Raw genomic sequence first — 13,885 nt, 5'->3', positions numbered from 1 at the left:
AAGGCAACTACCATGTCCCTATCGCAACCCCGCATTCTGGTTACCGGCGCCAACGGCCAATTGGGCCGGCTGGTCGTCGAGCGTTTGATCAAACGCATTCCTGCCTCTCAGGTGATCGCCGGCGTGCGCGACGTCGACACCGCCCGAGATCTGGCCGCTCTTGGCGTGGAGGTTCGCACCGCCGATTACGACGCTCCGGCATCGCTGAAAGCGGCGTTTGCGGGAGTCGATCGTCTCTTGCTGATTTCGTCGAACGCCATGGGCCGGCGCGTTTCGCAGCACGGCCATGTCATCGACGCCGCCAGGCAGGCGGGCGTATCGTTGATCGCCTATACCAGCGTGTTGCATGCGGATACCTCATCACTCGGTCTGGCCGCCGAGCATCTGGCCACCGAAAAATTGCTGCAGGCCTCCGGCGTGCCTTTCGCGCTGCTGCGCAACGGCTGGTATACCGAAAACTACACCGGCAGCGCGCATGCCGCGGTGGAGCATGGGGTGATTCTGGGCAGCGCCGGAGACGGCCGCATTGCCGCGGCGGCCCGTGCCGATTACGCCGATGCGGCCGTCGCGGTGCTGCTCTCGAACGATACCCCGGGCGACAAGATCTACGAGCTGGCGGGCGATACGTCGTTTACGTTGGCCGAGCTGGCCGATGAGATCGCCAAACAGTCGCGCCGGCCGGTGACCTACAAGGACCTGTCCGAAGAGGCGTTCAAGGCCGCGCTGATCGGCATGGGTCTACCCGAAGGGCTGGCGAGCCTATTGGCCGATTCGTCGGTGCAGGCATCGCGCGGCGCGCTGTTCGATGACGGCCGTGCCTTGAGTGCGTTGATCGGTCGACCAACGACAACCCTGTCCGACGCCGTGGCAGCGGCTCTGGCGACGAAGGGATGAGTTGAAAACGCGCCGATCGCGATGCTGTTTTCCGCGGCGAACCGTCGTTCGATCGCATGGGCAGAAGATCAGAGGACGGTTGGAATCGGTGTGATCGGCGTCGGCGCAGCGAGTGGGGGTGTCGTGCCGCCGATATGGATGCGGTGGCGGCCGGCCTGTTTCGCTTCGTAGAGCGCTGCATCCGCCGCGTCGAGCGCGTTGGCCAGATCGGCATGTGGATCGCACAACGCCACGCCGGCGGAAAAGGTTTCTCCGCGGGGCGTGGCTGTCTGCATGCGTTCCAGCAGATGCAGCGCCTGCTGCGTGGTGGTGCGCGGCATCAGCAGGGTAAATTCCTCGCCGCCGTACCGTGCGATCAGGCAGTCGGCCGGCAGGCGTGCGGACCATGCCGTATAGGCCTCGCACAGAAGGTCATCGCCGGCGTGGTGGCCGTGTGCATCGTTGAATGCCTTGAAATGATCCAGATCCATCAGCGCCAGCGTCAGTGGCTGCCCATTCTGGCGCGCCTGGGCCGCGGCAGCTGCCAGTGCACGCTTCCAGTGGCGCCTGTTGGGGGCGCCGGTGAGTTCGTCGTAGTGGGACTGCTTGTCGAGCTGCGCGGCCTGTCGGCGCAGCTGCTGCAATAGGCCGTCCATGCGCACCAGTACCAGCACCGGCAGCAGCAGGCCGCCGCCGACCACGGCAATCCAGTACGGAAAGTTGGACGGAGCGAGCTGGGCCAGCAGCAGGGTCAGGGCAGGCATCAGCGAGCCCAGCGTCAGCGCGACCAGGCGCAACCGCGGCAGCGGTGTGTCTGCCGCGCTGGTTTCGTACTCCCACAGTCGCCACACCGAAGGATGCACGATCACCGCCAGCGGCAGGCTGCGGTTGAGATACCACAGCAGCTTGGGCAGATCGCCGAGTTTGTCGTTGCCGCCCATCATGTGCACGTTCCATAGCGGATCGCCGATCGCGGTCATCAGCATCGCCGCGCCGAGTATCAGGAATGCGGGGTTATGCGTTCGCCGCGAGGTGATCTGATGGATATAGAGCGCGAAAATAAGAATGCTGCCCAACGCATACCATCCCACCAGCAGCATGCCGTCGATGCTGATGGACGTTTGCCTCGCGGTCGGCACGATATAGAACGCCACCACCGGTACGGCGAGTCCGATCGCAAAGATGCTCGCATCCAGCAGTGCGCCGGTCGTACGGCCGACCCGTCGGCCCATGGTCACCAGCCCCACCGCCAGCGGCACATAGGCTGTCATATACATGACGTCGGAAAACGAGGCCTGCGCGCCCATGCCGATGAATACCGTCTCCCGGTAATACAGCAGGTCGGCTATCGCGTTGCAGGTAAAGCCGGCCAGCAGCCAGTACCAGGTGGCGGGAGGGCGATAGCGCAGGGTAAATACCCAGGTCAGCGCGATCGCCACGGCCGCAAGCACACAATAGAGTCCCCAGCGCTGGTTTCCGTTCAGAGGCCACCAGGCGTACGGCAGGGCGAAAGCCAGAATCAGGCCCAGAAACAACCACGCCAGCCGACGGCTGCCGCCACGGCGGGATGCGGTTGTGGAGCTACCGGGCGGACGTCCATCCATGGCTGCACTGTAGCCCAGCAGCAGTGTGCCGGCGAAGCTTGTTCGCCATTTTTAGCTGCTCAGGCGCTGCGTAACGGCGGGCGTTCGAGCTCTGCATCCTACCGTCGGTATTGCCAGGAGCCGTTCGTGGAATCCGGCCCATGGCGCAAGTCAGAGCAGTAATGCTTAACTCTGACAACGATGGGGTTTTAAAGGAGCAGGGCATGGCGACAAAAACATTTTTTATCCGACTGGGGATGCTGGTTTCTCTGGGTGGTTTCGCTGGCATTACGGCGGCGGGACCGCTGATGGCGGCGCCTGACGTCACCGCCATCGAGCAGGTCCTGGCGCAACAGCAGGCAGCGTGGAATCGCGGCGATATCGACGACTTCATGCATGGCTATAAGGACGCACCCGACACGACCTTTGTCGGTTCCAGCGTCCGCAAGGGCTATCGCGACATTCTCGCCAGCTACCGCCAGCACTATGCGACCAGGGCGCAGATGGGGCGCCTTACGTTTTCGGCTATCGATGTGCGGCTGTTGCCCGGCGCCGACGGCGTGGTGCGCTACGCCGTAGTCACCGGCCGTTTCCACCTCGATCGCAGCGCCCACGGCGAAGTGACCAAGGACGACGGCGTGTTCTCGCTGCTGTGGGAAAGGACGCCAGGCGGCTGGAAGATTATCCTCGATCACAGCAGTTGACTTGCAGTGAGCGGCTGTTCGCTGAGTTGCACGATGCCGGTCGTCAGATGGTCGATGAAAAGTTTACCCGCGATGAGTTTTGTGGATACGGGCCGAGAATCGGAAAAAGCGCCAACGCTGCAATCGGCATTCAGCTTTGACGATCAGACAACCTACCGCCAAAGCTATTGGCTAGGCACGGCATCCTCGATCGTCCGCGATAGCGCGGTCAGTGCGATGAAACATAGGCCGATGGCGCGGCGGGGGGCGGCAGCGCGAAACGGCGTTTCATTCGCTCGACCTCATCCACCGGCGTGCGGCCGAAAAGGCGTTTGAATTCACGACTGAACTGCGAGCTGCTTTCGTAGCCGACCTTGACACACGCGGCAGCCGCGGTCAGTCCGTTGCGCATCATCAGCAGGCGCGCCTGATGCAGGCGCGTGGATTTCAGGTACTGCATCGGCGAGGTGTTGGTAACGGTGCGAAAGTGCGCGTGAAAGCTGGGCACGCTCATCGACGCCTCGCTGGCGAGATCTTCCACCGCCAGCCGTTTTGCATAGCTGCCGTGGATTTTCCGTATCGCTTTGGCGACCTTGCCGAACGGGCCCTGCATGGCGAGCGCGGCGCGCAGCGTTCCACCCTGTCGGCCCACGAAGATGCGGAAATAGATTTCACGCAGCAACGCCGGGCCGAGAATTTTCGTATCGAGCGGCGAGCCGAGTACTTGCAGTAGCCGCAGCACGGAATCGGCCAGGGCATCGTCCATGGGAGTGGACACCATGCTGCGCGGCCTGGTCTGCGGCGCATCGTGATGTTCGTCCAGTTCCAGCAGAAGGTCGGCGGCCATCTGGAAATCCAGCCGCAAATAGATCGCCAGCATCGGTTCGCCAAGCGTGGCGTCGGTTTCCATGGTGAACGGCACAGGCACCGAGACAACCAGATAGTGCTGCGCGTCGTACAGATAGACGGTGTCGCCGAGATAGCCGCGCTTGCGTCCCTGCACCACGATGACGACGCCGGGGTCGTACAGCACGGGCGTGCGGCTCATCCGGCGATTCGAGCGTAACAGCCGCACATCGTCGAGCGGCGTGAGGTTGTAGCCCTCAACCGGCGTCAGTCGGTCCAGCAACGCGATCATCTGTCGTTGGACGCCGTTTCGTTGCCGACTCATGGAGCCTCCAATGCGAGGGAAGAATGAAAACTTTCGGCGTTTCGCCAGGACAAGGCAAGCGGCCTCATAGCTTTAGGCAAGCATGCCAGAGTTATCGGTATTCGCCTGCGCGTTGCCGACGCCTAGCATGTCAGGCATTCGAAGCAGCGGCAGGATGTAAACATATGAGCACCACAAAAACTCTTTTTATTACCGGCGTGAGCAGTGGTTTCGGTCAGGCGCTGGCGCGCGAGGCCTTGCTTGCCGGACACCGCGTAGTCGGCACGGTGCGCAGCATGGCGGCAGCGCGCGAATTCGAGGCGCTCGATCCGGCCAAGGCGCATGCATACGTGCTTGACGTTACCGACACGACGTCCATCGATACGCTCGTCGCCGACGTCGAAGCGACGTTCGGGCCGGTCGACGTGCTGGTGAACAATGCCGGCTACGGTCACGAGGGCGTGTTGGAGGAGTCGCCGCTGGAGGAGATGCGCAAGCAGTTCGACGTCAATGTTTTCGGCGCGGTGGCCGTAACCAAGGCCTTTCTGCCGTATTTTCGGCAGCGTCGCCGCGGACACATCATCAACATCACCTCGATGGGCGGTTTCATTACGATGCCGGGCATTGCCTATTACTGCGGCAGCAAGTTCGCGCTCGAAGGCTTGTCCGAGGTCATGGGGAAGGAGCTGGCACCCTTCGGCATCGCCGTGACGGCGGTGGCGCCGGGCTCGTTCCGCACCGACTGGGCCGGTCGGTCGATGCAGCGGTCGCCGCGCCGCATTGCCGACTATGACAAGGTATTCGATCCCATTCGCCAGGCCAGGCAGGAGAAGAGCGGAAAGCAGCTGGGCGATCCGCAAAAGGCCGCCAAGGCGATCCTGCAACTGATCGACAGCGAAAAGCCGCCAGCGCATCTGCTTCTGGGTAGCGATGCCTTGGCGTTGGTGCGAGCCAAGCTCGCCCAGCTGTCGGCGGAGATGTATGCCTGGGAAGCCGTGACGCTGTCGACGGACGGATGAACGAAGCCGGCTGGTTCGCAATTCGTGCTGAAAGCGACCGCACTTGCCGTCTTTGGTTTTGGATAGCTGCATAACTTGTATCCGAGCCATATCGCTGGCGACGAAAAGGTTTCGTCCAATGAGATGAAGCCTTTCGTTCCAACCGCTCGGTCGTACGGGCATGGTGGATTGCACCGATACCGGAAAATCAAGCGAGTGCGCGGACTCGACGCCGACATCAACTCGTCCTGAGTGACGGTGGATACGGTGCCGTCAGCTTTTGCCGCAGTGGCAGTCGGTGTACAGCTTGATCCAGTCCGCGCCGTCGCCGGCTTGATCGCGCACGGCGTCGAACACGCGATCGGCTTTGAGCAGTCATGCGTGACCGCGTGGTGTATTGATCGGGGTAGAGACAGTTGCACTGATGACGCGCAGCGCTAGGCAGTGGCAAGCCAGCGTGAGGACAGCACGGCAAAGCGAGGCTGGTAAAGGCATGTTAGCTATGGTCTCTGGGATGAATCTCTTGTCTTTACCGCGCAGGCTGGGGCCGTGCATGGATGTTTGAGGCACGCAACGCATACTTTGTCCGAAATGGTTTGAAAGCATCATCAAGATAAGGCTCCCTTCTTCCACGGAAGCGGGCGGCCGGTACGTCCGCAGTGTCCGCAGTCAGTGTCCGCGGACGCAGCGGTACCCTGGCGCGGCCGCGATAACTGCATGAACTTAAAGCGGACTTTTGCTTTGCCTCGTTGGCATTGCGTTTGCTCACTCCACTTTGATACCGAATCGCGCGCCTTGGTTGACGGCAGTAGGTATCGGCGGCCATATCTGTCGATCAAGGGAGTTATTGATGTTGGGGTATTACCTGGAGCTGGGCTTTCGAAGCCTGCGCCGCAACGCTGCGCTTACTGCACTGATGGTGATCGCGATCGGCTTCGGCATCGCGGCTTCGATGGTGACCTATGCGGTATTCCGCGCGGTATCCGGCGACCCGATACCGCAAAAATCTTCTCAGCTATTTACCCCGTTGATCGATAACTGGGGGCCGCAATACAACACGGACGGGCAGCCAAAAAATGCGCTGTCCTATACCGATGCCACAGCCTTAATGCACGCACGAAAGGCGGAACATCAGACTCTGCTCTATGGCATCGATGTCTCCGTGTCGCCGCAAGACGTGCAAGCATTGTCGTTCGACGCGCAGGGCTACGCGACTAGTGCTGACTTTTTTGGCATGTTCGAAGTGCCTTTCCTCTATGGCGGAGCATGGCGCGCCAGCGACGACGACAATCATGCGGCCGTGGCAGTGATCAGCCAAGCCATGAATGACAAGCTGTTTGGTGGCACGAACAGTGTCGGACACGACATTGTCCTCGATACGCGCACCTATCGTATCGTGGGCGTCACGCAGGAGTGGAATCCAGTCCCGCGATTCTACGACCTGTTTTCAGGCAAGGCGTTTGCAGATCCGGCCCAGGTGTATGTGTCATATAACCGCGCACTCGATTTGCAAACCGCGACGACCGGTTACAGCTGCGGGTCCGTTAACGACGGTACCGATTGGAACAGTTGGTTGCACGGCGAGTGCGTGTGGCTGAAGGTGTGGGTCGAATTGGCTGGGCCAAAACAAGTGGCTGACTATCGCCAGTTTCTCACCGCATACGCTGCTCTGCAGCAGCACGAAGGGCGCTTTCAATGGACACCGAACGTGCGCTTGTACGATGTGAACGCATACCTCGATGTCAACCAGGTGGTGCCCCCGGAGGCCAGCGTCTCATTGCTGGTGGCAGTCAGCTTTTTCGTTATCTGCATCGTCAATACGATTGGCCTGCTTTTGGCAAAATTCATGCGACGTTCGGCTGAAATCGCGGTACGTCGTGCGCTAGGCGCCTCGCGTATCGCCATCTATTGTCAGTATCTGGTTGAAGCTGGCACGGTAGGTTTGGCGGGTGGCTTGCTGGGTCTGATCCTTACTTACGCAGGCATGTTCGGCCTCGGGCTGTTGTTCAAACCAGAGATTGCTCGGTTGGCGCACGTGGATTTCGCGCTGATCGGGTTAACCCTTGGGACCGCTGTCTTGGCAACTGTAGTGGCGGCCTTTTATCCAACCTGGCGGGCGTCCCGCGTGCAGCCGGCATGGCAGCTGAAGTCGAACTAAGCAGGGAATCGACGCGTGCAAATCAAACCCATACTTGTTGCACTCCGCAGGCATAAGGCCGGAACCGTGCTGATTGCCATGCAGATCGCGCTGACGCTGGCCATCGTATGCAATGGCCTTTTCATCATTCAGCAAAGGCTACAGCGCGTGCATCGCCCAAGTGGGATAGAAGAGACCAACCTTTTTGCAATTGAAAACCAATGGGTGGACAAATCGTCGACGCAGCGTACCGATGCGCAAATTCAGGCGGACCTGATCGCTTTGCGGCACTTACCGAGTGTGCAGGACGCGTCGCAGGTCAATAGCTACCCGCTCAGCGGAGAGGGCTGGACGAGTTCTTTTTCGCTGACGGCAGAACAGAGCCAGGGCAACGCCGATATCGCTCGCTACTTTGCGGATGACCACACGCTGGCAGCCCTTGGCGTCAAGCTGATCGCGGGACGGAACTTCCATCCTGACGAGATCACCGACATGACCAACAACGGAGCGATCGCGCCGGCTGAAGTCATCCTTTCCAGGGCGCTGGCAGAACAAGTTTTCCGGAATCAGTCTGCATTGGGCAAAAAGGTCTATGTGACGATGCATGGCGAGCCTGGTGTGGTTATTGGAGTAACCGATACGCTGCAAGGCCCTTTCGCGCAGAGCCCGGACAGCAGGGCATACAACGCGGTGCTGCTGCCTGCCAGACTGATTCAGGATCGCAGCATCTACCTGGTGCGCGCCAGGCCACGCGAGTTGGCCGACGCCATGCGTGAGGCACCCAAGGCGTTGTTCGCGCAAAGCCGATTGCGAATCATCGACCCCGAGCGCGGTGTGCGGAGCTTTGCGCAGGTTCGCGCAAAATCATATGAAGCAGATCGTGGCATGGCGGCTCTGATGGGCATCATTTGCGCCGTGTTGCTGGTCATTACTGCCGCCGGCATAGTCGGATTGACGAGCTTCTGGGTCGCTCAACGGCGTAAGCAAATCGGCGTGCGCCGCGCGCTTGGAGCGAGAAAAGGCGACATTCTCTCGTATTTCCTTACTGAGAATTTCCTGATCAGCGCAGCTGGCGTGATGGTCGGTTCGGTGTTGGCCATGGGCATGAGTTGGTGGCTGGTGCGGCACTTCGAAATGAGACTGCTGCCCATCGATTTCGTGTTGGCTGGCGTGCTGACGCTTCTGCTGCTCGGCCAAGCAGCGACCCTGGCTCCGGCGCTGCGTGCTTCGCGTGTGCCTCCGGTAGAAGCGACGCGTTCGATATGACACTCAATCCGGCGACACGTGGCTATCGAGGCGATTTAAGCGTCAAGACATCCGGTTAATCTCCGCATGCGGCTTTGGCTCAATTCATGAGGGAAATATGGAACGGAGAAAGAGGCTGACTTTCTGGAGCGCGCACGAGGACGACGACAGTCTTCCCGTCAGCGTGATGGAAGGTCGCAAGACCGTGACTTCGGAAACGGTCGAAGAATATTACAAGCCTTACGGTGAACATGGCGACGGCAGCTACGAGCCCGGCGATCTCATTGAGGTCTACGATCCGAAGCGGGTCCTGCGCTGCATCATCCGGGCGACCAAGGTCTATCGGATAGAGTTCGGCAACGTGCCGGAAGAAGTGTGGCGTGGCGAGACGTTCTCGAGTGCCGAAGAGTTTCGGCAATGCCATATTCGTTGTATGCCCCATGTGGATTTGCACGATCGCTTCGAGTTGGTCACCTTGCATTTTGAGTTGGTCGAAGTCATCGCCAGACACGCTTCTAGCTGACGACGTTTCATACACTGACCGCGGCCGTTCGCCCCGCTCAGGTCCCGCTTGCCACATGGGCGACGTCGGTCGCCGCAGGTGCGGCTAAACTCGATCACCATGAACGTGTCATCCCGCCAGCAGCCGGTAAGCGCCCACGCCGATGACGGCGCGGCGTTTCCGCTCAAGACCGTGTCCACGTTTTGGGCATTGTGGGCAGCGTTCTGGCTGCTCATGATCGGTGTCGCCATCGAGGATCAGCTCCGTAATCCGCTCACGCAGTGGTGGGAGCCGATCCTGACGGAAGGGAGTTCGGCGCTGGTCTCGACCGGATGGATGTGGCTTGCCGTCCGGTTTCGTGGGCGCCGTGCGCCGCCTCTGGACAAGCCCTTGATCTGGTTTGCCAGGTATCTGCGATGGTTGCCGCTGGTCTGCATCACCTGGATTATGGCGGTTTACGCGATACGGTATGGCGTCTACGCCGCCGTGGGTCGTACCTACGAACCCTCGGGCCGGTGGGGATTCATTGTCGTGTATGAGAGCCTCAAAGTGACGTACAACTCGGGCCTGTGGCTCGGGGTGCTGTTCGGTATCGATTCCTATGGACAGTGGCAATTTCAATGGCAACGTTTGCTACAAACGCAGAAAGCGCTGGCCGAGGCGCAGCTTGCACGGCTCCAGGGCCAGCTGCGGCCACATTTCCTGTTCAACGCGCTCAACACCGTCTCGGCGCTGATGCATACGGACGTGGCGCGAGCCGACCGTTTGGTGGCCGCGCTGGGAGATCTGCTGCGTATCAGTCTTCGGTCCAATGAGCATGAGATGACGCCACTCGCCGAAGAACTGCGCACGCTCGAGCTGTATGCCGACATCATGCTCGAACGGTTCCGGGATCGCGTGACGGTGGACTGGCAGATCGATCAGGCTCTGCTTGACACACCCATTCCGGCACTGGTGTTGCAGCCCTTGCTTGAGAACGTATTTAAGCACGGCGTCGAGCCCACGGTGGCGCACGTGTCCATCATTGTCAGTGTCCGGCGCGAAAGCGACGCACTGGAAATCGTCATTAGCAACTCGGGCTCCATGCTGGTGCCGGAGCAACGTGACGGAGTGGGATTTCGCAACGGCCGTGAGCGACTCGGCATCATTTATGGCAGTAAGGCATCCCTGCTGGTCCGCAACGAGGGCGACGGCGTTGCCGCGCGCGTATTGATACCGCTGATGGACACCATTCAATGATCCGCGCCGTGATCGCCGATGACGAGGCGCCAGCCCGCGAGAAGCTCGAACGCTGGGTGGCAGAACAGCCGGGTATGACCGTGGCCGGATCGGCCGATGACGGATTGTCCGCAGCGCAGTGTATCGAACAGCTCCGCCCGGACGTGGCCTTTCTCGATGTCCAGATGCCGACCTTGTCGGGACTCCAGGTCGCAGCGCAGCTTGAGCCGTCGAGCGCACCGCTCATCGTGTTCGTGACTGCATTCGACCAGCATGCGGTGAAGGCGTTCGAGCTCAATGCTGTCGACTATCTGCTCAAGCCTTATGACATGGATCGTTTTGCGCAAACCGTGCAGCGCGTCCGGGAGCGGCTGAACGCCCATGAATCCGGCGCTCCAGCGGTAGCGATTGGGCGAGCACGGGCGCCTTCTTGCGAGCGCTTGCTCGTACCGGACGGCGAGCGCTTACAGCTGATCGATGCAGCATCCATCGAATGGCTCGAAGCCGACGACAACTACGTCCACGTGCACACGGCTGCGCGCAACTACCTGCTGCGCAGGACGCTGCAGGATCTGCTGTCCCAACTGGGGGAACAGCACTTCGTACGGATCCACAAGTCGACAGCTGTGAACCTCGGTTCTGTCGCATCGCTCACCCCCCTCTTTAAGGGTGACTACGAAATGCACCTGCACAGTGGCCGCGTACTCCGACTCAGCCGACGGTATCGTGTAGCGATATTCGCCCGCATGGGGCAATAGTTCCCCCTCGCCACGCCGACGTCTCCATTCACCCCAAATCTGCTGCCAGCTGATTGGCGGCGGATCAAGCTCCTGCTTGTAAAAGCGGAAGTGAATGGAGGAGAGGAATGCTCGGCTATTACTTTGATCTCGCCTTGCGCAGTCTCAGACGCAACAAAGTTCTTACCGCGCTGATGGTGTTGGCGATTGCGCTGGGCATCGGCGCCAGCATGACTACGCTGACCGTACTGCATGTGCTGTCCGGTGATCCGTTGCCAGGTCGCAGCAGCACGTTGTATTACGCGCAGGTCGATCCGCGCGACATGAACGGCTATCTGCCTGGCAAGTCGCAACCGATGTATCAGGTGAGCTGGATCGACGGCATGAACCTGCTGCGTGCGAAACGCGCGGATCGTCAGGCGCTGATGACCGGCGGCCTGGTGGTTGTGCAGCGGCATAACACGATGCTCGATCCGTTCTACGAAGCGGCGCGTTACACCACCGGCGATTTCTTTCCGATGTTCGGCGTGCCGTTGGAATACGGACACGCATGGAGCGCGTCGGACGACGAAGCGCATGCACGCGTGGCGGTGATCAGCGCCACGCTCAACGGCAAGCTGTTCGGTGGCACGGACAGCACGGGCCAGACGCTGCGCCTGTCCGGTGCCGAGTTTCGCATCGTCGGCGTGCTCGGCAACTGGCATCCCAATCCACAGTTCTACGACCTCCTTCGCAAGAGTTATGACGAAAACGAAGGGGTCTACGTGCCGCTGTCCAGCTCGCAGGATGTGGGCATGCATCACGACGGCAGTGTCGACTGCTGGGGCAAGGGGGGTACCGGCATCAATCCGGATCATGCTTCGCGCTGCGCCTGGCTGCAGTTCTGGGTGCAACTGGATAAGCCAGCTGAGGCGGCCGCATACAAGACGTTCCTCATCCATTACTCGGAGCAGCAAAAAGCGCTCGGCCGTTTCCAGCGGCCGCCTAATGTCCAACTGCGCGATGTCATGCAGTGGCTGGACTACAACCAGGTGGTACCGGATGACGTGCGCCTGCAGACCTGGCTGGCATTCGGCTTTTTGCTGGTGTGTCTGGTCAATACCGTGGGCTTGATGCTGGCCAAGTTCATGCGCCGTGCCGGCGAGCTGGGCGTGCGCCGCGCGCTGGGCGCATCGAAACGCTCGCTGTTCGCGCAGCTGCTGGTGGAGTCGGGTGTGGTTGGTCTTGCCGGAGGCATCGGTGGGCTGCTGCTGGCCTTGCTCGGACTGTGGCTGGTGCGTCGACAGCCAGCGGAGTACGCGCCGTTGGCGCATCTGGACCCGGCGATGCTGCTGGCCACCTTCCTGCTGGCGCTGGGCGCAAGCCTGCTGGCCGGTCTGCTGCCGGCCTGGCGTGCCTGCCAGATCGCGCCCGCCCTGCAACTGAAGAGTAATTGACATGGACATCCTGCCGATTCTTTCCACCCTGCGCCGGCACAAGCTCACCGCATGGCTGCTGGCTCTGGAGATTGCGCTGACCTGTGCCATCGTCTGCAACGCGGTATTCCTGATCGGCCAGCGGCTGCAGCGTATGGACGTGCCCAGCGGCATTGCCGAGCACGAGCTGGTGCAGATCCAGTTGGGATACATCGGCGATACCCCCGATGCCAAGGCGCAGACGCAGAACGACGTGGCGGCGCTGCAACAGATGCCTGGCGTCAAGCAGGTGGGGCTGGATCGCTACCTGCCGTTCTCACTCGATGGCTCGTCCAATACCGGCATCAAGCTAGATCCTCAGCAGCAACAGAACACGCTTGATGCAGGTCAGTATTTAGGCCAGAACCTGCTGCCTACACTGGGCGTGCGCTTGGTGGCCGGACGCAATTTCGAGCCCGGCGAATACGTCGATTTCGATACGGCGGTAGCCGCCTTGAACAATGGCGACATGAAGGGTCTGCCACAGACCATGATCATCACGCAGGCTATTGCCGAGCGGTTGTGGCCCGGACAGGAAGCGTTGGGCAAGACGCTCTACACGGAAAGCGGCATTCCATTTCGCGTGATCGGCGTCATAGCCGTTCTGGCGCGCCAGAACAACCTGCAGCAGGGTGCGCAGTACAGCACGTATTGGCCGATTCGCATGACCTCGGCCGATGGTGCGAGCTACTTCATCCGCTGCGCGCCGCAGCATAGAGAATCAGTGCTGAAAGCGGCGGTGGCCAAGCTCAAACAGCTCAATCCCAATCGTGTCGTATTGAAGGCGCGTACATACGATCATGCGCGCCGTGCGTTTTTCGCCAACGACCGCGCCATGGCCGGCATGCTAGTGGGTGTCATCGTGGCACTGCTCATCGTCACTGCGCTCGGCATCGTCGGCCTGGCGAGTTTCTGGGTGGCACAGCGGCGCCGCATGATCGGCGTGCGCCGCGCGCTGGGCGCCACCCGCGGCGACATCCTGCACTATTTCCAGACTGAGAACTTCCTCCTGGCCACGATCGGTATCGCGCTCGGCATGGTGCTGGCCTACGGCATCAACCTTTTCCTGATGATGCACTACGAATTGCCGCGGCTGCCTGCGATCTATTTCCCGGTCGGCGCGATCGCGCTGTGGTCGATCGGCCAGCTCGCCGTGCTGGGACCGGCGCTGCGCGCCGCCGCCGTGCCGCCGGTTGTGGCGACGAGGAGCGTTTGACCTTCGTCCGCTATCTAGTTGGCAGTCGAGACGGCGACCGATCGCGCCTGGCGGATGTCTGCTTTTTGCGCTGGCAGTGTGCTTATCGG

General features: G+C 60.9%; 12 protein-coding genes. 10 read left to right on the top strand and 2 right to left on the bottom strand.

The features are described from left to right. The first annotated feature begins 12 nt into the window (after positions 1-12). Positions 13-894, top strand: a complete 882-nt coding sequence (locus HDE76_RS03940; protein WP_184505506.1) for an SDR family oxidoreductase — start codon at positions 13-15, stop codon at positions 892-894. 68 nt (positions 895-962) lie between these two features. Here HDE76_RS03940 and HDE76_RS03935 read toward each other — a convergent pair whose 3' ends face one another. After that, positions 963-2,477: a GGDEF domain-containing protein gene (locus tag HDE76_RS03935; protein ID WP_184505504.1), complete on the bottom strand. Its 1,515-nt coding sequence runs from the start codon at positions 2,475-2,477 to the stop codon at positions 963-965. 203 nt (positions 2,478-2,680) lie between these two features. Between HDE76_RS03935 and HDE76_RS03930 the strand changes: the two genes are divergently transcribed. Further along, complete coding sequence (locus HDE76_RS03930; protein ID WP_184505502.1) at positions 2,681-3,160, top strand: nuclear transport factor 2 family protein; 480 nt, start codon at positions 2,681-2,683, stop codon at positions 3,158-3,160. 208 nt (positions 3,161-3,368) lie between these two features. Here the strand turns inward: HDE76_RS03930 and HDE76_RS03925 are convergent, their stop codons facing one another. Next, a complete protein-coding gene (locus tag HDE76_RS03925) occupies positions 3,369-4,310 on the bottom strand; it encodes an AraC family transcriptional regulator (RefSeq protein ID WP_221262273.1) in 942 nt (313 codons plus the stop codon). Positions 4,311-4,474: 164 nt separating this feature from the next. Between HDE76_RS03925 and HDE76_RS03920 the strand changes: the two genes are divergently transcribed. The 8 genes from HDE76_RS03920 (at position 4,475) to HDE76_RS03885 (ending at position 13,796) form a co-directional block, all read left to right on the top strand. After that, positions 4,475-5,308: an oxidoreductase gene (locus HDE76_RS03920; RefSeq protein ID WP_184505500.1), complete on the top strand. Its 834-nt coding sequence runs from the start codon at positions 4,475-4,477 to the stop codon at positions 5,306-5,308. A gap of 829 nt (positions 5,309-6,137) precedes the next feature. After that, on the top strand, positions 6,138-7,445 hold the full coding sequence (locus HDE76_RS03915; protein WP_184505498.1) for an ABC transporter permease: 1,308 nt from the start codon (positions 6,138-6,140) through the stop codon (positions 7,443-7,445). 15 nt (positions 7,446-7,460) lie between these two features. Beyond that, on the top strand, positions 7,461-8,690 hold the full coding sequence (locus HDE76_RS03910) for an FtsX-like permease family protein (protein WP_343205640.1): 1,230 nt from the start codon (positions 7,461-7,463) through the stop codon (positions 8,688-8,690). Positions 8,691-8,787: 97 nt separating this feature from the next. Further along, positions 8,788-9,192, top strand: a complete 405-nt coding sequence (locus HDE76_RS03905) for an ASCH domain-containing protein (protein WP_221262271.1) — start codon at positions 8,788-8,790, stop codon at positions 9,190-9,192. 99 nt (positions 9,193-9,291) lie between these two features. Beyond that, positions 9,292-10,410: a histidine kinase gene (locus HDE76_RS03900; RefSeq protein WP_179476945.1), complete on the top strand. Its 1,119-nt coding sequence runs from the start codon at positions 9,292-9,294 to the stop codon at positions 10,408-10,410. Beyond that, a complete protein-coding gene (locus HDE76_RS03895; RefSeq protein WP_184505496.1) occupies positions 10,407-11,147 on the top strand; it encodes a LytTR family DNA-binding domain-containing protein in 741 nt (246 codons plus the stop codon). Before HDE76_RS03900 ends, HDE76_RS03895 begins: the two co-directional genes overlap by 4 nt. Positions 11,148-11,254: 107 nt before the next feature. Next, positions 11,255-12,562: an ABC transporter permease gene (locus HDE76_RS03890; protein ID WP_179476943.1), complete on the top strand. Its 1,308-nt coding sequence runs from the start codon at positions 11,255-11,257 to the stop codon at positions 12,560-12,562. Position 12,563: 1 nt separating this feature from the next. Beyond that, the gene (locus HDE76_RS03885) at positions 12,564-13,796 is read left to right on the top strand and encodes an FtsX-like permease family protein (RefSeq protein ID WP_184505494.1); all 1,233 of its coding nucleotides are present in this window, start codon (positions 12,564-12,566) and stop codon (positions 13,794-13,796) included. Positions 13,797-13,885 lie beyond the last annotated feature (89 nt).

Source organism: Rhodanobacter sp. ANJX3 (genome assembly GCF_014200755.1).
Lineage (GTDB): Bacteria > Pseudomonadota > Gammaproteobacteria > Xanthomonadales > Rhodanobacteraceae > Rhodanobacter.
The sequence above is the reverse complement of the archived record's forward strand: the minus strand, read 5'-3'. Positions and strand labels throughout refer to the sequence as shown.